The organism is Cyanobium sp. Candia 9D4 (assembly GCF_024346155.1).
Lineage (GTDB): Bacteria > Cyanobacteriota > Cyanobacteriia > PCC-6307 > Cyanobiaceae > Cyanobium > Cyanobium minutissimum.
The window spans coordinates 471,227-493,350 of sequence record NZ_JAGQCK010000001.1 but is presented as its reverse complement, the minus strand read 5'-3'; the positions used below and the strand labels follow the sequence as shown (position 1 = coordinate 493,350).

At 69.6% G+C, this 22,124-nt stretch carries 20 protein-coding genes and 1 pseudogene; 11 read left to right on the top strand and 10 right to left on the bottom strand.

Annotation, left to right across the window (positions count from 1 at the left end; genetic code table 11):
• Window positions 1–61: 61 nt before the first annotated feature.
• Complete coding sequence (locus tag KBZ08_RS02415) at window positions 62–973, bottom strand: sensor domain-containing diguanylate cyclase (RefSeq protein WP_254971095.1); 912 nt, start codon at window positions 971–973, stop codon at window positions 62–64.
• A gap of 791 nt (window positions 974–1,764) precedes the next feature.
• Here KBZ08_RS02415 and msrA point away from each other — a divergent pair.
• Window positions 1,765–2,349, top strand: coding sequence for a peptide-methionine (S)-S-oxide reductase MsrA (msrA, locus tag KBZ08_RS02410; protein WP_315861243.1), 585 nt, complete (start codon window positions 1,765–1,767; stop codon window positions 2,347–2,349).
• A gap of 509 nt (window positions 2,350–2,858) precedes the next feature.
• On the opposite strand, the pseudogene KBZ08_RS02405 reads toward msrA, so the two are convergent.
• Window positions 2,859–3,617, bottom strand: a pseudogene (locus tag KBZ08_RS02405) (IS3 family transposase); the annotation flags it as partial.
• A 134-nt stretch (window positions 3,618–3,751) separates the two neighbouring features.
• Window positions 3,752–4,165, bottom strand: a complete 414-nt coding sequence (locus KBZ08_RS02400) for a transposase (protein WP_254971093.1) — start codon at window positions 4,163–4,165, stop codon at window positions 3,752–3,754.
• A 172-nt stretch (window positions 4,166–4,337) separates the two neighbouring features.
• On the opposite strand from KBZ08_RS02400, the gene KBZ08_RS02395 reads away from it, so the two are divergent.
• From KBZ08_RS02395 to KBZ08_RS02375, 5 genes are all read left to right on the top strand, one after another.
• Window positions 4,338–4,862: a L,D-transpeptidase gene (locus tag KBZ08_RS02395; protein WP_254971091.1), complete on the top strand. Its 525-nt coding sequence runs from the start codon at window positions 4,338–4,340 to the stop codon at window positions 4,860–4,862.
• 74 nt (window positions 4,863–4,936) lie between these two features.
• Complete coding sequence (gene glgA, locus KBZ08_RS02390; RefSeq protein ID WP_106219831.1) at window positions 4,937–6,481, top strand: glycogen synthase GlgA; 1,545 nt, start codon at window positions 4,937–4,939, stop codon at window positions 6,479–6,481.
• A gap of 24 nt (window positions 6,482–6,505) precedes the next feature.
• Window positions 6,506–7,282 (top strand): hypothetical protein, encoded by a 777-nt coding sequence (locus KBZ08_RS02385; protein ID WP_254971710.1) that lies wholly within the window; start codon window positions 6,506–6,508, stop codon window positions 7,280–7,282.
• The gene (murF, locus tag KBZ08_RS02380) at window positions 7,282–8,703 is read left to right on the top strand and encodes a UDP-N-acetylmuramoyl-tripeptide--D-alanyl-D-alanine ligase (RefSeq protein ID WP_254971089.1); all 1,422 of its coding nucleotides are present in this window, start codon (window positions 7,282–7,284) and stop codon (window positions 8,701–8,703) included. Before KBZ08_RS02385 ends, murF begins: the two co-directional genes overlap by 1 nt.
• 147 nt (window positions 8,704–8,850) lie before the next feature.
• A complete protein-coding gene (locus KBZ08_RS02375) occupies window positions 8,851–9,216 on the top strand; it encodes a YbjQ family protein (RefSeq protein WP_254971088.1) in 366 nt (121 codons plus the stop codon).
• Here KBZ08_RS02375 and KBZ08_RS02370 read toward each other — a convergent pair.
• Window positions 9,159–9,569: a hypothetical protein gene (locus tag KBZ08_RS02370; RefSeq protein ID WP_254971086.1), complete on the bottom strand. Its 411-nt coding sequence runs from the start codon at window positions 9,567–9,569 to the stop codon at window positions 9,159–9,161. The two genes, KBZ08_RS02375 and KBZ08_RS02370, sit on opposite strands and share 58 nt — an antisense overlap.
• 92 nt (window positions 9,570–9,661) lie before the next feature.
• Between KBZ08_RS02370 and KBZ08_RS02365 the strand changes: the two genes are divergently transcribed.
• The gene (locus tag KBZ08_RS02365; protein ID WP_254971084.1) at window positions 9,662–10,645 is read left to right on the top strand and encodes an META domain-containing protein; all 984 of its coding nucleotides are present in this window, start codon (window positions 9,662–9,664) and stop codon (window positions 10,643–10,645) included.
• Between the two features lie 27 nt (window positions 10,646–10,672).
• Here the strand turns inward: KBZ08_RS02365 and pyrC are convergent, their stop codons facing one another.
• From pyrC to def, 4 genes are all read right to left on the bottom strand, one after another.
• Window positions 10,673–11,764, bottom strand: a complete 1,092-nt coding sequence (pyrC, locus tag KBZ08_RS02360; RefSeq protein ID WP_254971082.1) for a dihydroorotase — start codon at window positions 11,762–11,764, stop codon at window positions 10,673–10,675.
• A complete protein-coding gene (locus tag KBZ08_RS02355; RefSeq protein WP_254971081.1) occupies window positions 11,761–12,276 on the bottom strand; it encodes a YqhA family protein in 516 nt (171 codons plus the stop codon). The genes pyrC and KBZ08_RS02355 overlap by 4 nt, the downstream gene beginning before the upstream one ends.
• A gap of 74 nt (window positions 12,277–12,350) precedes the next feature.
• Complete coding sequence (locus KBZ08_RS02350; protein WP_254971079.1) at window positions 12,351–13,967, bottom strand: NCS2 family permease; 1,617 nt, start codon at window positions 13,965–13,967, stop codon at window positions 12,351–12,353.
• Window positions 13,918–14,412 carry a peptide deformylase gene (gene def / locus KBZ08_RS02345; protein WP_254971077.1) on the bottom strand — a complete coding sequence of 165 codons (495 nt, stop codon included), beginning with the start codon at window positions 14,410–14,412 and terminating at the stop codon, window positions 13,918–13,920. The genes KBZ08_RS02350 and def overlap by 50 nt, the downstream gene beginning before the upstream one ends.
• An 85-nt stretch (window positions 14,413–14,497) precedes the next feature.
• Between def and KBZ08_RS02340 the strand changes: the two genes are divergently transcribed.
• The 3 genes from KBZ08_RS02340 to KBZ08_RS02330 are packed head-to-tail and all read left to right on the top strand — an operon-like array spanning window position 14,498 to window position 17,064.
• Window positions 14,498–15,370 carry a formyl transferase gene (locus KBZ08_RS02340; RefSeq protein ID WP_254971075.1) on the top strand — a complete coding sequence of 291 codons (873 nt, stop codon included), beginning with the start codon at window positions 14,498–14,500 and terminating at the stop codon, window positions 15,368–15,370.
• Window positions 15,367–16,374: a polysaccharide deacetylase family protein gene (locus KBZ08_RS02335; protein ID WP_254971074.1), complete on the top strand. Its 1,008-nt coding sequence runs from the start codon at window positions 15,367–15,369 to the stop codon at window positions 16,372–16,374. The genes KBZ08_RS02340 and KBZ08_RS02335 overlap by 4 nt, the downstream gene beginning before the upstream one ends.
• A gap of 24 nt (window positions 16,375–16,398) precedes the next feature.
• A complete protein-coding gene (locus KBZ08_RS02330; RefSeq protein WP_106219821.1) occupies window positions 16,399–17,064 on the top strand; it encodes a DedA family protein in 666 nt (221 codons plus the stop codon).
• A 22-nt stretch (window positions 17,065–17,086) separates the two neighbouring features.
• Here KBZ08_RS02330 and KBZ08_RS02325 read toward each other — a convergent pair whose 3' ends face one another.
• The gene (locus tag KBZ08_RS02325; RefSeq protein WP_254971071.1) at window positions 17,087–18,907 is read right to left on the bottom strand and encodes an SLC13 family permease; all 1,821 of its coding nucleotides are present in this window, start codon (window positions 18,905–18,907) and stop codon (window positions 17,087–17,089) included.
• Window positions 18,908–18,915: 8 nt separating this feature from the next.
• Entirely contained in the window at window positions 18,916–20,796 is a 1,881-nt protein-coding gene (locus KBZ08_RS02320; protein WP_254971070.1) for an APC family permease, read from the bottom strand.
• Between the two features lie 105 nt (window positions 20,797–20,901).
• On the opposite strand from KBZ08_RS02320, the gene KBZ08_RS02315 reads away from it, so the two are divergent.
• Window positions 20,902–22,071: a cation:proton antiporter gene (locus tag KBZ08_RS02315; protein WP_254971068.1), complete on the top strand. Its 1,170-nt coding sequence runs from the start codon at window positions 20,902–20,904 to the stop codon at window positions 22,069–22,071.
• Window positions 22,072–22,124: the final 53 nt, after the last annotated feature.

Genomic DNA, 22,124 nt, shown 5'->3' with positions numbered 1-22,124 from the left:
ATGAGTAGGCCTAAGGCCGTGCGGTCCACATTGACGCATGGTTAGCTATTAGCAAAGCAACTTACAGCCCACCGCGCTTACCTCTCTTGTTCGCATACATTGCACTATCTGCCGCATGCAGCATGTCTTCGATCGATGAATGCTTCAGTGGTTCATAAGAAAGAAGCCCATAGGAAAACCCGATGCTGTAGGGCAGGGCCAACGCGGCGAAGCGCGCTTGAAGCGCAGTGTCGAAGCGTTCGATGAGAACATCAATCGCGTCGGCATTGACGTTGGTCAGCAAGGCAACAAATTCGTCACCACCAAGTCGGGCGAACAAATCCGATGTGCGGAAGGATTCCCGCATCTGATCTGCAAACTCCTTGAGGACGCGATCACCTTCGGCATGTCCGTAGCTATCGTTCACATGCTTGAACCCGTCCAGATCAAAGAAGACCAACGTGGCAGGGAAACTCTGCCGCTTGCATATTTCCAGGCTGTACTTGCTGAGCGCCAGAAACCCTCGGCGATTCGAGATGCGGGTCAGTTCGTCCGAAATGGCCAACTGCACTGCCATGAACTCGCGTTCGACCATTCCGGCTAAATCCTTGAGCATCGATAGGTCGTCTTGCCCGAAGCTGCGGGGCTCTCGATCAATGATGCAAAGCGTACCTATCGCTTGACCACTCAGGGTGTGTAAGGGTTGGCCTGCATAGAAGCGGATATGCGGCGCACCTATCACTAGAGGGTTGTCAGCGAATCGCTCATCCTTTAGTGTGTCCTCGATAAGCAGCGTCCCCTGGTTGAGAATCGCGTGACCGCAGAAGGAGATCCGGCGGTCGGTTTCATTGACATCCAAGCCGAAACAGGACTTGAACCACTGCCGGTTCTCATCCACAAGGGATACCAAGGCGATCGGAACACCGAACAGCCGTCGCGCCATGCGGGTGACGCGGTCGAATCTCTCTTCAGGGGAGGTGTCCAGAATTGCCAACGACCTCAGCTGAGAAAGGCGCTCTTGTTCATCGATTGGAATAGCGGGGGATTTCATATTCAACTCCAGGAAGCTTCAAGGTCTTATTCTAAAGGATGTCTGGTGAACCCGGCTTGAACGAGCCAGCTAGACTTTTATTCTGTTGACCACGTTTGCATGAGTCTAGTGCAACCAGCTGTACAGAGTCTCCCTATATATCGATGGATGGATGCCTGCAGAATCGCAAGGGGTATAACCTTATCCGCTTCCACCGTGACCCTTCTGGCCTTAGGATACCTACTCAACCTCTGGGGCGTCGATGCAGGCGACACGGAAGGTGATCTTCCTCCCCGCTTCCTCCACGGGCAGCGTGTCGCCATCGCCGAATGACATCAACGTAGCGGCAGCGGCGGCCAAGGGGGTGAGGATCAGAATGCCTAGAAAGCACAGCTGTGGAGCGACCCGCAACTGTGCTATGGGAGTGTCGGGATCTTGGCAGCTGAACTACTGATTGGTGGGATTGCAGCCGGCTCAGGGCGATGTGCTCGGGGTGGTGAGAGAGCCAGCACATTGGCAAGAATCCAGGCTTGCCAGAGGGCGCCATCCCCCATAGCGCACTCGCCCAGGCCCGCAAGAGGGGACTGAACGGTACCCATGTCGTTTCAGCCCATCCAATGGCCGCCTCCACCGGTATTGGGAAGTGTGCCCCTCGTTCGATGCCCTCTCCTCTCCCACCCCTGGCCCGCAGAGCCGCCGCCGGGGGACTGATCGCCGCCGGTCTACTGGCAGCTGGATTCCTGGCAGCCTCCGCGATGGACCTCCCCAATCCGGTCTTGGCTGAGAGCCCTGCCGGCACTCCTGCCGGAACCGCCACGGCGGTGCTGGCTGGGGGGTGTTTCTGGGGCATGGAGGCGGTCTTCGAGCACGTCAAAGGCGTTACCGAGGTGGTGACTGGCTACGCCGGGGGTCCGGCGTCCACCGCCGATTACGAACGAGTGAGCAACGGCGACACCGGCCACGCCGAGGGCATCCGTATCACCTACGACCCCGCCCTGGTGAGCTATGGCCAGTTGCTGAAGGTGTTCTTCGCGGTGGCCCACGACCCCACGCAGCTGAATCGCCAGGGGCCCGACGTGGGCAGCCAGTACCGCTCGGCGATCTTCTCCACCAACACAGAGCAACGGCGGGTGGCCATTGGCTACATCGCCCAGTTGAACCGTGCCGGAGTCTTAACGAATCCGATCGTGACCACGGTGGAGACCTCGGGAGCCTTCACCCCCACCGAGGCTTACCACCAGGACTTCGTGGCCCGGAACCCCACCCATCCCTACGTGGTGTTTCACGACAAGCCCAAGGTGGCTCAGCTTGAAGCGGAGTTCCCAGGGTTGTACCGATAGGATTTTTTCAGTGCTGGTGCAGATGGTGGTTGAGATGGCTCGCCCTCGGGGGGAGGGAGGGGGACGTTCCATTCACCCGTGTCAGCTGAGGGCTCCCCGCCCATCACTGAACCGGACACCCGGACACCCCGGACAGTGGGAGCTTGCCCCTCACATGCTTGTCAGCTGGAAGGAGGGATCACACCAATTGTCTTGTGATGGGGGTGTCCACCCTGTCCGAGTAGTCCGGAGTGAGGTGGAGTCTGTGAAGTGACGGCTTGCGCTGCCCCGTCCGGGGCCTGTCCGAACAATGTCCGAGCCTGCTGGTGATGGAAGTCATGGATGGCGGGGCCGCGCTGTTGCTAACTTGGGAGCAATTCAGACTTTGCCAGGAATTCGCTGAGAGACTCTGCCGCCTCCGCGAGATCGAAGCGAGAAGCCCAGTCCAAGGGGAGTTCAAATTTGAGAGCAGCAGCTCTCGAATGATGAATTTACTGAAGCTTGGGTTCCCCCGATTCTTTGGACACCGATCAGGGGTTAATAGGTGTGAGTGTAGGGGCAGCGATGAACTGCTGCTCGTAGTCGATTGGACTGAGGTTACCCATCGTTGAATGGCGGCGCTTACGGTTGTTGCAACCCTCGATCCACAAACCCAGCTCCCACTGCAGCTTCTTGGTTGAGATCGGTTCTTCTCGATTGTCATCGAGGTCCAGTTCAAGAAACTTGAGGGTGGAGAAGATACTCTCCACCACAGCGTTGTCTCGGCAGCAGCCCCTGGCCGACATGCTGCAGACGATCGCGTGCCTGCAGAGCAGCTCGCGGTAGTCGCTGGCCCGGGATTGGCTTCCTTGATCCCTGTTGAGCAGCAGTTGCTCAGGCTCCACCTGCCGCTGGCCGAGGGCCCGGTGGAGAGCCTCGATCACCAGGGCGGCATCCATTCGGACATCGAGCTTCCAGCCGAACACACGCCGGGTGCACAGGTTGATCCAGACCGCCAGGTACCGCCTGCCTGCTGCGATGCGGATGTAAATGAAGTCACCTGCCCAGCAGCGGCTCGTGGCCGACGGCCGGAAGTCCTGCTGCAGCAGGTTATCCACTACGCCACTCGCTCCTCTGCTGGCCCTGGAGCAGGGCCGGAAGGGCCTGCAGGTCCTGGCTCTGAAATCTGCCCGGCGCATGCGCCTGGCGAAACGGTGACGACTCGCCGGATGCCTTGCAGCGCGCAGCTCCTGGTGGATCCGGGGCGAGCCGTAGAAACCACGGTGCTCCTGGAACACCGCCTGGATCTCAGCGCTGAGCTGGGCATTCTCCGCCGCCTGCTTTTCCGGCGCTCCCTGCCGCTGCCGCCAGGCTTAGAGCCCCCAGCGGCCCCCCAGCAGTCGGCACAACCACGAAACGGCGTGCTGGCTACTGAGCTCATCGATCAGGCGAAACCTCTCGGCGGCAGCTGCTCCTTGACAAAGTGCGCTGCCGCCAGCCTGAAACCATCCTTCGCCTTCCTGAGCCCATGGTTCTCCTTGCGGAGCCGGTTGAGCTCGGCTCTCTCCTCACTGCTGAGCAGTCCCTGGACCTGCAGGCCTGCCTGTCCACGATCGATCCGGGCCTGGCGCACCCAGCGGGCCAGGCTGCTGGAGGGAGGGCCAAGCCGATGGGCCACGCCACTGCACGAAAGGCGCTCCTGCAGGCAAAGCTCCACAGCCTCGGCCTTCTGCTGCGCCGTGAACCGGGGTCTGGTCTTGATGGGAGTAGTCATCGATGGACAGTCTGGTGGCCATGGCGCGACCGCTATCGACTTGTTCTTGAAAATGGAGGGCCCAGGATTCTGTTGGATCGCCATGGCCCCCCCTGGTGCGTGCCATTGCCTGGCATCGGCCCCAACAGCAGACGGCACCAGCGTTCTGCTGGCTAAGGTGAAGTCCAATGATGGATTTCCCTCCGGGCACAACGTGAACCGCCAAGCCATCCCGCCCCTGGCTCTGGCCCTTTGCAGCTGCCTCGTCGGATGGCCGATGCAAGCCGCTGAGGCCGTTGCCACAGGCATCGAACCGGCGGCGGCCAACCCGGTTCTGGCCACCACGGGCGTAGAGGCGGGCCAGGGCCCGCTGCAGTTGATTCTCGACCGCCGGCGGCGGCTGCTCAAGGTGATGGAGGGCGATCGGGAACGGCGCCGCTTCAAGGTGGGGGTGGGCATGCCCGGCTGGGAGACGCCGGTGGGTTCGTTCCGCGTGATCGAGAAGACCGCCTATCCGATCTGGGAGCATCCCGCCAAGGGTGTGCGCATCCCCCCCGGCCCCACCAATCCCCTCGGCTCCCGCTGGATCGGCTTCCACCGCGACTGCAAGGGCCGGCGCGGCTTCAACGGCCAGGAGCACCTGGAGGTCAAGGGATGCGTGACCTCCGGCTTCCACGGCACGCCGAATCGCAACAGCGTCGGCGGTGCCGTGTCCCATGGCTGCGTGCGTCTGTTCGACGAGGACGTCAGGGAGCTGTTCGAGATGGTGCAGGTCGGCACACCGGTGACCGTGCTGCCCTGAGCCCGCCGACGTCGGCAACCGGAGCGCTCCGGGGCAGCCCGTAGAGTTCCAGGCGCACCAGCGATCGAGCGCGGATGAGGGTTCTGTTTGCCGCTGCGGAGTGCGCACCCATGATCAAGGTGGGGGGCATGGGCGACGTCGTGGGCTCCCTGCCACCGGCCCTGGCGGCGCTGGGCCATGACGTGCGGATCATCATGCCGGGCTACGGAAAACTCTGGAGTCGGCTGGAGATTCCGGCCGAACCGATGTGGCGGGGCCATGCCATGGGCACGGATTTCGCCATCTACGAAACCCGTCACCCCACCAGTGGTCTGACGATCTATCTGGTTGGCCATCCGGTGTTCGATCCCGAGCGCATCTATGGCGGCGAAGATGAGGACTGGCGCTTCACCTTCTTTGCCAACGCCAGTGCCGAATTCGCCTGGAACGGGGGCTGGAAACCCCAGGTTCTGCACTGCCACGACTGGCATACCGGGATGATCCCGGTGTGGATGCACCAGGACCCGGAGATCAGCACCGTGTTCACCATCCACAACCTCCGCTACCAGGGGCCCTGGCGCTGGAAGCTGGACCGCATGACCTGGTGCCCCTGGTACATGCAGGGCGACCACACCATGGCGGCGGCCCTGCTCTACGCCGACCGGGTGAATGCGGTCTCGCCCACCTACGCGATGGAGATCCGCACGCCCGAGTACGGCGAGCGCATCGACGGCCTGCTCAATTTCATCAGCGGCAAGCTGCGCGGCATCCTCAACGGCATCGACACCGAGGACTGGAATCCCGCCAGCGACGCCACCCTGCCGGCCCCCTTCTCCTCCGGCGACCTCAGCGGCCGCAGCGCCTGCAAGCGGCTGCTGCAGGAACGGATGGGACTGAACGTCAGCCCCCGCTCCTACCTGATGGGGATGGTGAGCCGACTGGTGGACCAGAAGGGGGTGGACCTGCTGCTGCAGGTCGCCGACCGGGTGCTGGCCTACAGCGACAGCCAGTTCGTGGTGCTGGGCACCGGCGACCGGGGCTACGAGTCGGGCCTGTGGCAGATGGCGGCGCGCCACCCGGGCCGCTTCTCGGTGTTCCTCACCTACGACGACGCCCTGTCGCGGCTGATCTACGCCGGCAGCGACGCGTTCCTGATGCCGAGCCGCTTCGAGCCCTGCGGCATCAGCCAGATGCTGGCGATGCGCTACGGCTCAATCCCGGTGGTGCGCCGCGTCGGCGGCCTGGTGGACACCGTGCCCCCCAACGACCCCACCGCCGGCACCGGCACCGGCTACGGCTTCGATCGCTATGAGGCGATCGACTTCTACACGACGATCGTGCGCTCCTGGGAGGCCTACCGCAACGAGCCCAGCTGGCAGGAACTGCAGCGGCGGGCCATGACCACCGACTTCAGCTGGAACCGCTCCGCCCTGGAGTACGACGCCATGTACCGGGAGGTCTGCGGGGTCAAGGAGCCCACCCCCGATGCGGCCCAGGTGGAGCGCTTCTCCCAGGGTCAGGGGGCGGATCCGAGCCTGCTCCATGACGACTCCAGGCCGGAGGGGTCCCCCAAGGAGGCGCCGCCGCCCCAGCGGCCCCGCAACCCCCTGGCCCTGCTCCGCCGCCGCAACGACTCCTGAGCCAGCTCCCCGTGTCCGGCGTCCATGGCTGATCCGGTTCCGCCACCTTCCGAGCTGCCGGCGCCCTACGCGAGCCCCTGGGGCCGGCTTGGCCAGGCCCTGCGGGCCGTGCTGGCCTCCCTGCGCCTGAAGCTGCGGGAACTCTGGCGCCGCAACGGTGAAGGGGATCTGTCGGTGCCTGGCTTCTGGCCGCAAGGGTTGGCACCCCTGTTCTGGCCCCTGCTGCTGGCGGCCCTGTTGGCCCTGCTGCTGGCCCTGGCGGGCCAGGCCTGGCGCGGGCTGAGCCACCGTGCCGCCAGGCCGGCGGCAGGTCCTGCAGCCCCCCTGGTGGCTCCGGCCACCCCGGCGCCACCAGGCATCTCCGCTCCAGCCGCCAGCTCGCCGGGCGGCAGCTCGCCGGTCGCCCTCACGCCGGCCGCCTCCCCGCCCACGGCGATCACCCCGCCGCCCCTATCGAAGGCGGCCCCCATGCCCAGCGCCCCGCCGCCGGCCGACGCCGAGCCGCCGCCCGCCCTGGAACTCGACCCCCTTCTGGCCCTGCTGGCGGAGGATGACCCGCAGCACCTGATCGCCTCGGCCCACCCCGAGCCCGCTCAGGGGCTGCTGGTGCTGACGATGGCGCCGACCTACGCCGCCCTTGCCCCGGCGGGCCGCGGCCGCTGGGCCGAACGCTGGCAGGAGCGCGCCCGGGGGCTGGGCTATGAGCGCCTGGAGCTGGTGGACGGCCAGGGGCGCCTGCTGGCCCGCGGGGCGCTGGTGGGGTCCGGCATGATCCTGCTCGATCCCGGAACTTCAGGTTGATGCTGCTGCCGTTCGAGCCGTTGCGCCAGCTCTGGGGCGAGCCCCTGATGGCCCCCGGAACCGCTCCGCGCGCCCCCATCCGTCGCGTCAGCACCGACAGCCGCGGCGATCTGTCCGGCGCGCTGTTCGTGCCGCTGGTGGGGGAGCGCTTCGATGGTCACCGCTTCGTGGCTGACGCCTTCGCCGCCGGGGCGGCGGCGGCCGTGGTGCAGCGGGACCGGCTGGACGGGTCGGCCCTGGCGGAGCTGGTGACCGGCGGCGGCGGGCCGATCTGGCCCGTGGACGACACCCTGGCGGCCTACCAGCAGCTGGCCCGCCTCTGGCGACGCCAGCTGGGGCTGCCGGTGGTGGCGGTGACCGGTTCGGCCGGCAAGACGACGACGCGGGAACTGATCCGGGCGGCCCTGGCCCCCCTCGGGCCGGTGGTGGCCAGCAGCGGCAACGAGAACAACGACGTGGGGGCGCCGCTCACGGTCCTGAAGGCCGACACCGGCACCGCGGCCCTGGTGGTGGAGATGGGAATGCGGGGCCTGGGGGAGATCGACCGCCTCAGCCGCTGCGCCGAGCCGGATGTGGCCGTGATCACCAACATCGGCACCGCCCATATCGGCCGGCTGGGCAGCCGGGAGGCGATCGGCCAGGCCAAGTGCGAGATCACCGCTGGACTGGGACCGGAGGGGGTGCTGGTGATTCCCGCCGGGGATCCGCTGCTGGAGCAGTCCCTGGCGCGGGTGTGGCGGGGCCGGGTGGTGCGTGTCGCCCTGGAGGACGAGGCGGCCGACTTCCCGGCGGGGGTGCCGGCGGCGGAGCTGGTGGGCCGCCTGGATGGACGTTCCCTGATCCTGCTGGACGGCCCGAACCTGCCGCTGCCGCTGGAGGGCCGCCACAACGCCCGCAACCTGCTGCTGGCGGTGGCCGTCGCCCGGGAGCTGGGCGTGTCGGCGACGGCCCTCGCCGACCTGGCGGTGGATCTGCCGGGCGGGCGGGCCCGACGCCTGACCCTGGGCGGGGTGGAGCTGCTCGATGAGACCTACAACGCCTCTCCGGAGGCGGTGCTGGCGGCCCTGGAGCTGCTGGCGGCGCCGGGAGGCGCCTGCGAAGGCCGCCGTTATGCGGTGCTGGGCACGATGCTCGAGCTGGGGGAGCGCAGCCTGGAGCTGCACCGCCAGGTGGCGGGCCGGGCCCGGGCCCTGGGGCTCGACGGGCTGGTGATCGTGGCGGCCGAGGCCGAAGCCCAGGCGATGCTCGCCGCCGCCGCCGGATTGCCACGGCTGGCGCGGGCGGCCACGCCCGAGGAGGCGGCCACCGTGCTGCTCGACTGGCTCGAGCCGGGGGATCGGGTGCTGCTCAAGGCCAGCCGCGGGGTGGCCCTGGAGCGGGCGATTGCCGTCCTGGAGGCGGGCCTCGGCCCGGCCGCCTGAAGCATGCCGCTTGATGCGCACTGGTTGATGCGCACTGCTTGATGGGCACTGCTTGATGGTCACTGCTTGATGGGCACTGCTTCATGCGCACTGGTTGATGCGCGTTGCCGCTCCCAGCAGGATGGGGCGACCGCCGACCGCCTCCCGATGGTGAAACCCGTGTTCGTGACCACCACCTTCACGATCGAGGGCCATGCGATCACCGCCTACCGGGGCCTGGTGCGCGGCATCGTGGTGCGCTCTCCCACGCTGGTGCAGGGCTTCCTGGGCGGGCTCAAGCAGATCGTGGGCGGCCGGATCGGGGCCTACACCGAGATGTGCGAGCAGGCCCGGGAACAGGCCTACGAGCAGATGATCCAGCACGCCCGGGCGCTGGGGGCCAATGCGATCGTCGGCACCCGCTACGACGGCTCCGAGGTGCAGGGCGGCACCGCCGCCGCCACCGAGGTGCTCTGCTACGGCACCGCCGTGGTGGTGGAGCCGCGGCCCAGCAGCAGCGGCAGCAGCGCATAGAGGAGCAGCAGGGCCAGATAGACGCCGCCGGCGATCGGGTCGCGGCCGGTGAGGATGTCCTGCAACGGGCGCTGCAGCAGTAGCAGCCCCACCACCAGCTCCGCCGCCAGCATGAACGCCAGGGCGAGGGCTCCGGCGGCTGCCCGGCTGAGGGGGCCGCGGCCGGCCAGCTGCCGCCGCACCACCAGCCGGGCGGCCAGCACCATGGCCAGGGCCATCCACGGCATCTCCAGCAGTTCGGCCAGGCGCTCCCCCAGCCGCGGCACCAGCAGCGGCACCCGCACCGCCCCCAGAACGAAACCGGTGCCGAAGACCAGGGCGAAATAGGTGGTGGCGGCGCGCAGGATTCCCATGGCAGCGGCAGGGCGGCACCACCATGCTCGGCCTCCTGCCCCCCCACGGGCGTCTCTGTCCGATTCTGGAGAGAGCCCGCAGGAGTCGCCCGATGCCTGGTCAATACAGCACAGCCCGGCTCCTGGGAGCCTGGACGGGGGGCGCCATCGCCGCCGCCTCACTCCTGACGGGGGCGACCTTGCCCCTGGTGGCGGCCCCCCAGAACCCGCCGCTGCAGGGCACCACCTGGCAGCTGGTGGGGATCCAGTCGATGGATGACGCCCAGGGCCTGAGGCGTCCGCAGGACCCGTCCCGCTACACCCTCTCGCTCCAGGCCGATGGCCGGGCAGTCCTGCAGCTCGACTGCAACCGCGCCACGGGCACCTGGCAGGTGGAGCCCAGCGCCGACCCCGGCAACGGCGGCTTTCGCTTCGGGCTCCTGGCCAGTACTAAGGCCCTGTGCCCGGCGCCCAGCCTAGGGGAACCCCTGGCCCGCCAGCTTCCCTTCGTGCGGGGCTACCTGCTGCGGGACGGCCGCCTGAACCTGAGTCTGCTGGCCGATGGCGGCATCCTCATCTGGGAACCCCGCGCCGCCGCCGGGCCCGGCTACAGCAACCGGCCCGATCCGGCACTGGAGACGGCGATCCTGGCGGCCTCCCCCGACCTGCGCCGCCCCCTGGGCAGCGCCGCCGGGGGCATGGGGCGGGTCAGCTACGTGTACGGCCGCACCGACCTCGATGGGGATGGCCGTCAGGACGTGATCGTCTACCTGATGGGTCCCTACGTCTGCGGCACCGGTGGCTGCACGCTCGAGGTGTTCCGCCAGGAAGCCACCGGCTACCGCCGCATCGCCAGCTTCCCCACCAGCCGCCTGCCGGTGATCGTCCCGGCGGCGGGCCGCAACCGCTGGCGTGATCTCTGGCGCCTGCAATCCGGGGGTGGCGCCCCGCCCACCTGGGTGCGCGAGGTGTTCGACGGCCGGAGCTACCGCAGCAAGGAGCGCCTCCCGGCGGCCGGCGCACCACCGGCGGGCACCGCCGTGCTGAGCGGCGATCCCTCCCTGGCGGACGGGGCGCCGCTGATGCCGCGGCCCTGATCGATCCCGGTGGCCCCGGGCTGGCCCTCAGCCGTCGTCCGCCAGCCGCCAGTGCAGCACCTGGCCGGCATGGAAGGGCACCAGGGTGGTGGCGGCGCCGTCGGCGGCGTTGCCGTGCAGGCGGGGCGGCACCGTGTGGGGCTCCCGCACCAGGGTGATGTGGCCGTCGTTCAAGGGCAGCCCGTAGAAGGCGGGTCCGTGCAGGCTGGCGAAAGCCTCCAGCCGATCCAGGGTCCCCTCCTGCTCGAACACCGCCGCGTAGCTCTCCAGGGCGAAGGGGGCGTTGTAGATGCCGGCGCAGCCACAGGCGCTCTCCTTGGCCGAGCGGGGATGGGGGGCCGAATCGGTGCCCAGGAAGAAGCTGGGCTCCCCGGAGGTGGCCGCCTGGCGCAGGGCCAGCCGGTGGCGTTCGCGCTTGGCCACCGGCAGGCAGTAGAAGTCCGGCCGCAGCCCGCCCTGGAACATGGCGTTGCGGTTGATGTGCAGGTGGTGGGGGGTGATGGTGGCGGCCAGGTTGGACCCCGCCTGGCGCACGAAGGCAACGGAGTCGGCGGTGGTGATGTGCTCCAGCACCACCTTCAGGCCCGGATGCCGCGCCAGCAGCGGCGCCAGGTGGCGCTCGATGAACACGGCTTCGCGATCGAAGATGTCGATCTCGGCGTCGGTCACCTCGCCGTGGATGAGCAGGGGCATGCCGATGCGCTCCATCGTCGCCAGCACCGGCGCGATCCGGGCCAGGTCGGTGACACCGGCGGCGGCGTTGGTGGTGGCATGGGCCGGGTAGAGCTTGCAGGCGGTGAAGACCCCCTCCCGGTGGCCGCGCTCGATCTCCGCAGGATCGATCGTGTCGGTGAGGTAGGCGGTGAGCAGGGGGGTGAAATGGCTGCCGTCCGGCAGGGCCGCCCGGATCCGGGCGCCGTAGGCCATGGCGGCCGCCACCGTGGTGATGGGCGGGCTGAGGTTGGGCATCACGATCGCCCGCCCGAAGCTGCGGGCCGTGGCCGGGGCCACCATCTGCAGCAGGGCCCCATCGCGCAGGTGCACGTGCCAGTCGTCGGGACGGCGCAGCCGCAGCCGCTGGGGCGGGGCGGCGGATTCCAGCGGGGCCGCGGCCGTCATCGGTGGAGCACCTTGTCGGCGTTGCCCGTGACCAGGTAGCCGCTCAGGGCCAGCAGCAGCACGCTCAGGCTGAAGAAGGCCAGGGACGGGCCGTCCTTGATCGGCAGGGTGAGCATCGCCTTGAACGCGGACACGATCAGCGCCACCACCAGCACCTTGACCAGTTTCTCCTTCAGCTGGTCGAGGTTGCGGATGTCCAGCAGGCCGCCGCCCCCCTGGTCGTGCTCCCGGGCCGCCTCGATCGGGGAGATCAGCAGTTCGTAGACCCCGTAGCCGAAGATCAGCAGGGCGATGCCGATCAGGTAGAGGTCGATCCCCGAGACGATCGCCCCCAGCAGTTCGGCCACGAAGGTCTTGTCGAGCTGATCGACGTGCCCGAGGGAGAACAGCGCCTTGGCGATCTCCAGGGTGCCCAGCACGAAGGACACCACCGTGCTCACCAGGCTCATCACCACCGGCAAGATGGCGATCAGCCGCAGGCGCCACAGCACCCGCTCGAAGCGTTGCTCCATCCGCTTGAGGCGTCCCTTGAGTGCGGAGGCTATGGGGCGGCGCTGCAATCGCCTAACCCTAGGCAGCGCCCGGTTCAGCGCTGCGGACGCCCCAGCAGAAACACCACCGCCATCGCCAGATAGCCCAGGGCCCAGGGGGTGCCGCTGCCCCAGCCGGGGTCGAGAACCGTGTCGGCCAGGGTGAAGCTCCAGGCATGGATCAGGCCCAGCCAGGAGGCGGCGGCGGCCACCAGGGCGCAGAGGGCGGCGGCGCGGAAGCGCTGCTCGATCACGTACACCAGCATCGCCGCCAGCAGCATGGCCGCCAGGATCTGGCCCTGCTCGAGGGCGAAGGCGCCGGCGGCCCACACATCCGCCTGCTGCAGGGGCAGCAGCAGCTGGGGACCGAAGGGGTTGGCCGGGGTGCCGCTGCCCCCGGCCCGCAGCCCCGCCTTCAGCATCAGGGCCCCCCAGCCCGCCAGGCCGGGCAACAGCCCCAGGGCCACGGCGGGGGCATGGGCGGGGGGTGTGGCCTGGAAGGCCTGGGCCGCCATCACCAGGGCGATGTAGAGCACGATCGCCATACCGGCCTCGATCGGCACCAGCTGGCCCACCACCCCGAACAGTCCCAGCAGACAGCCCAGGCCCATCACCAGCCCGTTGAGCCAGGAGTAGCCGATGCGGGCGCCCATGCCCTTCCAACCCGGGTGGCCGATGTAGATGGTGGTGGGGAAGCAGGAGCCCAGAACGGCGGCGGCGACCGTGCCGATGCCGTTGATCACCAGGGAGCTCTTCACCGGATAGGCGTCTCCGGCCGCCTCGGCGCTCTCCAGGTTCTGCAGTGACGCCAGCAGGTTGAACAGACCCATCGGCACCGTCACCCCCAGCCAGGGGACCAGGGCGTCACGACCCTCCCAGAGGGCACCGAGGCGGGGCACGGGCAGGTGCAGGCCCACCTGGGCGAGGTTGGCCTGCCAGGTGGGGCCGTCCAGCCGCAGCAGACCCGTGGCCGCGGCCAGGACGATGCCCACCAGCACCGCCAGCAGGCCACCCGGCAGGGGCAGCCGCGCCTGGCCGAAGTAGGCCAGCAGGATCACCGCCAGCACCGCCAGCCCCACAACGGGGACGGCGTAGGTGCGCAGCAGGAACCCCAGGCCGATGTAGCCCAGGGCGATGCCGGCCAGGGTGGAGAGCAGGGCCGCCCGGGGCAGCCAGCGGCGCAGGGGGGCCACCAGGAAGGCGCCCCCCGCCTCGATCAGTCCCGACCCCAGGCAGGCCAGCAGGCCGGCGCGCCAGGAGAGCAGGGAGGCGGCCTGGGGATCCAGGCCCTGGCCGGTGGCCGCCAGCTTCACCGGCAGCATCACCAGGAACACGTAGGCGAACAGACTGACCGTGTTGATGCCGTAGGGCAGGGCGGTGCGGTCGTCACGGCCCTCGCGCCGCCCCAGGCGGTGGGCCTGGACGGCGTAGGCCACGTTGCCCACCACCAGGCTGATGCCCGTGGCCGGCAGGATCGTGCCGAAGATCAGGCCATCGGGATACCCGAGCACGCCGCGGCAGAGGGCCACGATCAGCAGGATCTGGATCAGGTTGTCGAGGCCCAGGCCCAGGAAGCCGTCCAGGTCGCCGCGCACCCACCAGCGGGGGGAGGCTCCGGTGCTCTCAGCCACGGGGCAGCCCCGCCGGCACCCGATCCGGAAACAGCACCCCATCGAGGTGGTCGCACTCGTGCTGCACCACCCGGGCGTGGAAGCCCTCCACCTCCCGCTCGAAGGGTTGCCCATGGCCGTCGAAGCCCCGGTAACGCAGGCGGCGCCAGCGGGGCACCCGGGCCCGCCAGCCGGGCACGCTCAGGCAGCCCTCCCAGGCGTCGTCGTCCCGGTCGTCGCCGAGGGGCGTTAGCACCGGATTGATCAGCACCGTCTCCGGGATCGGGGGCGCCTCCGGGTAGCGGGGGTTGCGGGTGACGCCGAAGATCACCACCCGCAGGGGCACACCGATCTGGGGGGCGGCCAGACCGGCCCCAGCGTTGGCGGCCATGGTGTCGCGCAGGTCGTCGAGCAGGGCCGGCAGGCCGGGGTCGTCGAAGCATTCCACCGGCGCACTCACCTGGCGCAGGCGCGGATCTCCGATGGTCAGCACGTCACGGACGGCCATGGGCGCCTCAGGATCGGTCCCACTGTGCCGCCTTCCGGCCGCCCCGTCCGTACCATCCGCTCATGACGCTGCGATCGGCGGTTCCATGGCCGTGAGCTCCCTGCGGGTGGCGGTGCTCTGCTGCGACGGCCTCTACCAGCGCCACCTGGTGCGGCGGGCCGCCGAGGACTTCACCCTGGTGGGCGTGGTGCTGCAGGTGTCGCCACCGGCCAGCCGCAGCCTGCTCTCCCGGCTGGCGAAGTACCGCCGGCCCCTGCGGCTGCTGCGCCAGCTGATCGCCCGGGTGCTGCTGCGGCCCCACGACCGCCGCGGCGCGGCCCTGCAGCGCCAGCTGTTCCATCACGGCGGCGCCCCGCCCGAGCTGCCGGACGGGGTGCCGGTGCTGGTGACCGCCGCCATCAACGAGGCGCGCACCGCCGACTTCCTGCGCCAGGTGGCCCCCGACATCGTCCTGGTGAACGGCACCCAGCTGCTGCGCCCGCCGGTGCTGGAGCTGATCCCCGCCATCCGCCACGGCCTCATCAACCTGCACACCGGGCTGTCGCCCTACGCCCGCGGCGCCAACTGCAACCTCTACATGCTCATGGAGGGACATCCGGAGCTGGTGGGGGTGACGGTCCACCACATCGACCCCGGCATCGACAGCGGCGACATCATCCTGTCGGCCCACGTGCCGATGCAGCCCGACGACAACGTCGAGACCATCGAGGTACGCAGCTTCCAGGTGGGCATCGAGCTGCTGATCGAGGCAGCCCACCGGCTCGAGGCCGGCACGGCGCCCCGGGTGCCCCAGTGGGAGAAGGGCAAGCTGTTCCTGCGGCGCACCGGCTACGTCTATGAGCCCTGGCAGCGGCTGATGGCCAACCGCCGCATCGCCCGGGGCCTGGTGCGCGACTACCTGGCCGACCAGGCGCGCCGCGACGGGGCCGTGCGGGTGGTGCGGGGGGAGCAGCCATGAGCCGCCTGGGGCGGGCGGCCAACCGGGCGGCGGACCTGCTGTTCCTGCCGCCGCTGGATCGCCTCTGGCTGCGGCGCCTGCGGGGCAAGGTGCTGTGTCTGCTGTACCACCGGGTGGACGAGCCGGGCCGGGAGCCCTTCCTCGACCGCTTCGGGGTGCCGCCGATTCCCCCCGGGGAGCTGGCCGCCGAGCTCGGTGTCCTGCGGCGCCGCGGCGCCCGCTTCCTCACCTACGCCGACCTGCGGGCCGGCCGCTTCCCCACGGGCTCCGAGTTCGGGGTGATCGTCAGCTTCGATGACGGTCTGCGCTGCAACTACGAGCAGGGAATGGACGTGCTGCGGAGCCTGGGGATTCCGGCGGTGTTCTTCCAGTCCACGGCGATGCACGCCGCCGGGGAGCTGGTCTGGGAGCACGCCCTCTACTGGTATGGCGCCCATCCCCGCCTGGCGCCCCGGCTGGCGGAACTGGCCAGGCAGCGGCTGGATCTGCCGGCCGATCTGGAGGGCGCGGCCCTGATCGCCCGGCTGCGGGATGGCACCCCCGTGGTGCGGGTGCGGGAGCTGCTGGCGGAGCTGGCGGAGCGCTTTGACACGGCCGGCGCACTGGCGGCAGCGGCCGCTCGCCTCTACCCCGGCGCCGACCACCTGCGCCGGGCCCGGGAGGCCGGCCATGAGCTGGGCAGCCACGGCCACCACCACGTGCCCCGCTGCAACATCAGCCCGGAGGCGTTCGAAGAGGAGCTGATCCGCTCGGCCGCCGCGCTCGAGCAGGTGCTGGGGGAGCCCCCCCGGGCCTTCTCCTACCCCTTCAACAGCCATCTGCCCGGCGACGGGGAGATCTGCGGCCGCCACTACCTCCAGGTGGCCACCGTCGACGCCGCCCTGATCACACCCGCCACCCCGGCCCTGGCCCTGCCCCGCTTCACCTGGCCGGGGCCCCACGCCAACCCGCTGCGCCGCCGCCGCTGGCTCTGCACCGGAACACTGGCCTGGCCGGGGAGATAGGGTCTGGATTCCTTCCACGTTGCGATGGCCTGGCCCCTGGCCGTGTTCGACGGGACCATCAGCCTCACCACCCTGGAATCCCTCCTCCACGACTGGGGGTACTGGGTGGTGTTCGTCGCCATGCTGCTGGAGAACGCCGGCGTGCCCCTGCCCGGGGAAACGGTGACCCTGCTGGCGGGCTATGCGGCCGGCAGCGGCCAGCTGCAGGTGCTCGGGGTGATGGGGGCGGCGGCCGGCGGAGCGATCCTGGGGGACAACATCGGCTACTGGGTGGGCCGCCGGGCGGGCTGGGGACTGCTGCTGCGGGCCGGACGGCTGCTGGGCCGGACCCCGGAGCAGATGGAGGCCCTGCGGGAGCGGTTCCTGCGCCATGCCGGCAAGTCGGTCCTGCTGGGCCGGTTCGTGGCGGTGCTGCGGGTGCTGGCCGGCCCCATCGCCGGGGCGGTCCGCATGCCCTACCGCCGCTTCCTGCTGTTCAACATGCTGGGGGCCGTGCTCTGGGCCTCGACGATGGTGGGCCTGGCCTGGCTCGGAGGCCGCTGGATCCCCTTTGAGCAGATGGTGAAGGGGGTTGTCGAGTTCGGCCTCGGTGCTCTGGTGCTGCTGGTGATCGTGCTGGTGGTGCCGAAACTGGTGGCCCGGTTCGAGGAGAGGGCCCTGGAGGGCAAGGGCGAGGAGCCTCCCGCCTGAGCGCCCGCGGGGCCGTCGCTGCCTAGAGCCCGAAGTGGCGGCAGATCAGCCAGGGCACCACCAGGGCCAGGAGGATCGAGAGCGGGGCCCCGTAGCGGGGCATGTCGAGGAAGCGGTACCGACCCGGACCGAACACCATCAGGTTGGTCTGGTAGCCGATCGGGGTGAGGAAGCTCTGGCTGGCGGCGAAGGTGATCGCGAAGATGAAGGCCATCGGCGGCATCGCCAGCCCCTTGGCCAGTTCGGTGGCGATCGGGATCAGCAGCACCACCGTGGTGCCGTTGCTGAGGGCCTCGGTGAAGGCCTGGCCCAGGACGAACACCACCAGCAGCACCCCATAGGCGGGCCAGCCCCTGAGGGACTGCAGCAGGTCCGTGGCCAGGGCCTCGGCCAGGCCGGTCTTCTGCATCGCCACGCTGAAGCAGGAGAGGGAGCCCAGCAGCAGGATCACGTCCCAGCGGATCGAGCGCAGCAGCTCGCCGGAACGCAGGCAGCCCGTGGCCACCATCGCCACCATCGCCAGCAGCACCGCGGCCATCAGCGGCAGCAGTTTGAGCATCGGCAGCAGGATCATCAGGGCCGCGATCACCATGCCGACGAGCTTGCGATCGGTGGTGGGCAGGTCCTTCTCGAGCTCGTCGAGCAGCACCAGATCGTTGTTGGCCTGCAGGCCGCGGATGGCATCCACCGGGGCCTGCAGCAGCAGCACGTCGCCGGCCTGGAGCACCACCCGGCCCAGCAGCTCCCGCAGCACCTGGTTGCCCCGCCGCACCGCCAGCAGGGTGGCGTTGTAGCGCTGGCGGAAGCGCATGTCCCGCACACTGGCGCCCGCCAGGGTGGAGCCGTTGGGCAGCAGCACCTCCACCACCCGCTGGGGGGAGGTGGTCTCGCCGGAGAGCTCCCGCAGATCCTCCTCCTGCTCCCCGATCGGCGCCAGGGTGACGGTGTGCTCCTGCTGGAGGCGCAGCAGGTTGTCCCGGTTGCAGCGCAGCAGCAGCCGGTCGCCGGCCTGCAGGGGCAGGTCGGCCAGGGGGGCGCTGAAGCTGTCCTGGCCCCGGTGCAGCTCCAGGACGTCCACGTCGAAGCGGCGCTGCAGGCGGCTGTTGTGCAGGGACTGGCCGATCAGCTCGGACTGCTCCGGGATCAGCACGTCGGTGAGGTAGCCGTCCCGGGCGAGGCCCCCCAGCAGGTCCTCGTCCCCCTGGCCACGGTCCGGCAGCAGCCGGTCGGAGACGGTGAGCATGTACAGCCCCCCCAGCAACCACACGGGGATGCCGATGGCCGTGAAGCTGAACAGCTCCAGGGAGCCGAAGCCCAGCTGGCGGCTCACATCGCTGGCCAGCAGGTTGGTGGAGGTGCCGAGCAGGGAGATGGTGCCGCCCAGCACGGTGGCGAACGACAGGGGCAGCAGCACCTTGGAGGGGGAGACGCCGCGGCGGTGGCACCAGCCCTCGATCACCGGCAGCAGGGTGGCCACGATCGGGGTGTTGGGGATGAAGCCGGAGATGGGGGCCACCACCCCCACCATCAGGGCGATCATCCGCCGGGGGCTGCGGACCGCCTCGGATCCGATCAGGGCCCGGAGCCGATCCAGGCCACCGCTGCGGAACAGCCCGGCGGAAACGGCGAACAGGCCCATCAGGGTGATCAGGGCAGGGCTGCCGAAGCCCTGCACCGCCTCATCGGGCTTGAGCACCCGGAAGCTGACCAACAGGGCGGCCGCCAGCAGGCCGGTGACCTCCGGGGCGAGCCAGCCGGTGACGAACAGCACCATCGCCCCGACGAACACCGCCAGCGTGATCAGTCCGGCCGGTGTGGCGGCGACCGTGAGGAACGCTGGCATCGGCACGTTCAGAGGTAGAAGCCGACCGTAGTGACGACCCGGGTGCCGCGCTCGCGCAGGGCGCGGCGCAGGTGGATCGTCGACTGGTTGTGCAGCAGGTTCTCCCAGCGGCGGCGGGTGACGAACACCGGCAGCACGACCACGCAGAAGGACCGGTGGTCCTTGTGGTGCTGCTGCTCGAAGCGCACCACGAAGCGGGTCACCGGGTCCACCAGGGAGCGGTAGGGGGAGGGCAGCACCTCCAGGGGCACCTCCGGCAGCTGGCGGCTCCACTGCTCACGGAAGGCCTCCCCCTGGTCGCCGGCGAGATCCACGTGCACCGCCACCAGGTCACTGGCGATGCTCCGGGCGAAGCAGAGGGCCTCGTAACTGCCCCGGTGCAGCTGGCCCACCAGCACCACCGTGGGGGTGCCGCCACCGGGCGGGGGGGGAGGCGGCAGGGTCAGGCGCCCGTCGGAGGCCATCTGCAGGCGCCGGGCGACGTGGTCGTAGTGGCTGCGGATGCGCCGGTACAGCATCACCAGCAGGGGGATGGCCAGCACCACCACCCAGGCCCCCTGGGTGAACTTGCTGATCAGCAGCACCGCCCCCACCACGGCGGTGATCAGCGCCCCCACCCCGTTGACCAGGGCCCGGGTGCGCCAGCCCCGATCCCGCAGCCTCCACCAGTGCATCACCATCCCGGCCTGGGAGAGGGTGAAGCTGATGAACACCCCCACGGCATAGAGGGGGATCAGGCGGCTGACGCTGCCTTCCACCAGCACCAGCAGCAGGCCCGCCAGGGCGCTGAGGGCCAGGATGCCGTTGCTGAACACCAGCCGGTCGCCGAGGGAGGTGAGCTGGCGGGGCAGGAAGCCGTCCTGGGCCAGAAAGGCCGCCAGCCGCGGGAAGTCCGCGAAGGCTGTGTTGGCGGCCAGCAGCAGGATCAGCAGCGTTGCCAGCTGCAGCACGAACAGCAACGGGCCGTCCCCGAAGATCCGCTCCCCCAGCTGGTACAGAAGCGTCGGGCCGTTGTCCTCCACCACCAGACCGCTCTGGCTGGCCAGGACGCTGATGCCGCTGAACATCACGGCCAGCATCAGCACCATCACCACCAGCACCCGGCGGGCGTTGCGCCACTCCACGGGTCGGAACGCGGCGACGCTGTCGCTGATCGCCTCGATGCCGGTGAGCGCAGCGCAGCCGGAGCTGAAGGCCCGCATCAGCAGCAGGGGGCCGATGGCCTGCAGCCCCTGGCGGCCCTGGTGGGCGGCCTCCAGCAGCCGCTGCTGCTCCGCCACCGGCAGGGGTGGCAGCTGGCCCAGGCCGGACTTGACCGCCCCGGCCACCAGCAGGGTGACGACGGCGGCCATGAACAGGTAGGTGGGCACGCTCAGGAACCGGGCGCTGGAGCTCACGCCGCGCAGGTTGGCGAGCATCACCAGCAGGACCGCCAGCAGGCAGAGGGGCACCCGCTCGGGGTCCAGCGCCGGAACGTAGGAGGTGAGGGCGGCGATGCCGGCGGCCACGCTCACCGCCACCGTGAGCACGTAGTCGATCGATAGCGAGGCCCCGGCCACCAGACCCGGCGTCTGCCCGAGGTTCTGCTGGGAGACCCGGTAGGAGCCGCCCCCGTGGGGGTAGGCCTTGATCGTCTGCCGGTAGCTGCTGGCCACCACCAGCATCAGCGCCACGATCAGGGCCGTGATCGGCAGGGTGAAGCCCAGGGCCGCCGCCCCGCCCATCCCCAGCACGAGCACGATTTCCTGGGTCGCATAGGCCACCGAGGAGAGGGCATCGGAGCTGAGGATCGCCAGGGCCTCGGCGTTGCTGTACCGCTCCTCGTGGTGGGCGCTGGTGGGCAGGGGAGTGCCGATGAGCCGGCGCCGCAGGTTGTCGAGGCGGGGCATGCGACGTCGACTCGGCCGTGGGATGCCTTAGGACGCTAGAGGCCGTGGTCCAAGCCGTCCTGGGCGCGCCGAACCGTCCGCCGTCCCCCTGGGTCGATCCGTGCGATGGCACAACCCACCCTGCTGAGCACCCTCCTGATCCTGCTGCTGGGCGTGCTGCTGGCCCGCCTCTCGGAGGGCTGGATGGCCCGGCTGGCCGTGCCCGCGATCGTCATCGAGCTGGTGCTGGGGTTCGTCCTCGGCAACACGGTGGTGCCGTTCGAGGCGATGGCGCCCCTGAGCGGCCTCACGGAGCTGGGGGTCCTCACCCTGTTCTTCCAGGTGGGCCTGGAGGTGCGCGGCGACCTGCTCCGCTCGCGGCGGGCCGCGATTCAGCGCACGGTGGCGTTGAGCTTCTGCACGCCGCTGCTGGCCTTCTGGCCCCTCAGGACCCTGTTCGACCTCCCCATCCCCACCACCCTCCTCTGCCTGGCGGTGCTGAGTGCCACCGGCACGGGCGTGACCCTGCGGGTCCTCGCCCAGCGGGGTGCCATCCAGACCCCCTCCGGCCGGCTGCTGGTGGGGGTGTCGGTGCTGGATGACCTGCCGGCCATCGGCCTGCTGGCGATCGCCACCGCCAGCGCGGGACTGCAGCTGGGAAGCCAGGGCATCGGCTGGGGGGGGCCAGTGCTGGGGCTGCTGCTGGCGGGGCTGAGCTGGCGGGCGGTGAGCCACTGGGCCCGCCGCCACAGCCGGCGGCCCACCAGCGCCCTGGCGATCCTGATGCTGCTGATCGGTTCGGCCTGGCTGGGGGAGGCCTGCGGCCTGACCAGCCTGCTCGGCGCCCTCTGGGGCGGGGTGCTGATGGCGCGGCTGGGGTCGGTGGAGGGGGAGGTGCAGCGGGTGCTGACCGTGCTTTCGGAAGTGTTCCTGCCCCTCTATTTCATCAGTGTGGGGATGCGGATCAGCGCCGGCACCCTGCTGCAGCCCGCGGCCTGGAGCCTGGCGGCGGTCCTGATCGTGATGGCGGTGCTGAGCAAGCTGGCCTGCGGCCTGGGCATCGATCGCCACGACCGGCGGGCCGGGGTCGACCGCTGGCTGGTGGTGTTCGGCCTGATCCCGCGGGGACTGCCAGGGCTGGTGTTCGCCACCACGGCCCTGAACCAGGGCCTGATCGATGCCGTGCAGTTCTCGTCCCTGGTGCTGATGGTGACCGTCACCACCGTGGTGGGCCTGCTGCTGCTGGAGCGGCGGCTGGGTCATGTGGCTACCGCTACCGAGGCCGAGAACGGCTGATCGAAGCCATCCCTTCCCGTGACTACTCTTTGAAGAATTCGTGAACGCCTGCT

Coding starts and splice junctions, on each gene's coding strand:
- msrA (WP_315861243.1), top strand. CDS start 1,765: ATGGACCTCCCCAATCCGGTCTTGGCTGAGAGCCCTGCCGGCACTCCT.
- KBZ08_RS02400 (WP_254971093.1), bottom strand. CDS start 4,165: ATGGCGATCCAACAGAATCCTGGGCCCTCCATTTTCAAGAACAAGTCG.
- KBZ08_RS02395 (WP_254971091.1), top strand. CDS start 4,338: ATGCAAGCCGCTGAGGCCGTTGCCACAGGCATCGAACCGGCGGCGGCC.
- glgA (WP_106219831.1), top strand. CDS start 4,937: ATGAGGGTTCTGTTTGCCGCTGCGGAGTGCGCACCCATGATCAAGGTG.
- KBZ08_RS02385 (WP_254971710.1), top strand. CDS start 6,506: ATGGCTGATCCGGTTCCGCCACCTTCCGAGCTGCCGGCGCCCTACGCG.
- murF (WP_254971089.1), top strand. CDS start 7,282: ATGCTGCTGCCGTTCGAGCCGTTGCGCCAGCTCTGGGGCGAGCCCCTG.
- KBZ08_RS02375 (WP_254971088.1), top strand. CDS start 8,851: ATGGTGAAACCCGTGTTCGTGACCACCACCTTCACGATCGAGGGCCAT.
- KBZ08_RS02370 (WP_254971086.1), bottom strand. CDS start 9,569: ATGGGAATCCTGCGCGCCGCCACCACCTATTTCGCCCTGGTCTTCGGC.
- KBZ08_RS02365 (WP_254971084.1), top strand. CDS start 9,662: ATGCCTGGTCAATACAGCACAGCCCGGCTCCTGGGAGCCTGGACGGGG.
- pyrC (WP_254971082.1), bottom strand. CDS start 11,764: ATGACGGCCGCGGCCCCGCTGGAATCCGCCGCCCCGCCCCAGCGGCTG.
- KBZ08_RS02355 (WP_254971081.1), bottom strand. CDS start 12,276: ATGGAGCAACGCTTCGAGCGGGTGCTGTGGCGCCTGCGGCTGATCGCC.
- KBZ08_RS02350 (WP_254971079.1), bottom strand. CDS start 13,967: ATGGGGTGCTGTTTCCGGATCGGGTGCCGGCGGGGCTGCCCCGTGGCT.
- def (WP_254971077.1), bottom strand. CDS start 14,412: ATGGCCGTCCGTGACGTGCTGACCATCGGAGATCCGCGCCTGCGCCAG.
- KBZ08_RS02340 (WP_254971075.1), top strand. CDS start 14,498: ATGGCCGTGAGCTCCCTGCGGGTGGCGGTGCTCTGCTGCGACGGCCTC.
- KBZ08_RS02335 (WP_254971074.1), top strand. CDS start 15,367: ATGAGCCGCCTGGGGCGGGCGGCCAACCGGGCGGCGGACCTGCTGTTC.
- KBZ08_RS02330 (WP_106219821.1), top strand. CDS start 16,399: ATGGCCTGGCCCCTGGCCGTGTTCGACGGGACCATCAGCCTCACCACC.
- KBZ08_RS02325 (WP_254971071.1), bottom strand. CDS start 18,907: ATGCCAGCGTTCCTCACGGTCGCCGCCACACCGGCCGGACTGATCACG.
- KBZ08_RS02320 (WP_254971070.1), bottom strand. CDS start 20,796: ATGCCCCGCCTCGACAACCTGCGGCGCCGGCTCATCGGCACTCCCCTG.
- KBZ08_RS02315 (WP_254971068.1), top strand. CDS start 20,902: ATGGCACAACCCACCCTGCTGAGCACCCTCCTGATCCTGCTGCTGGGC.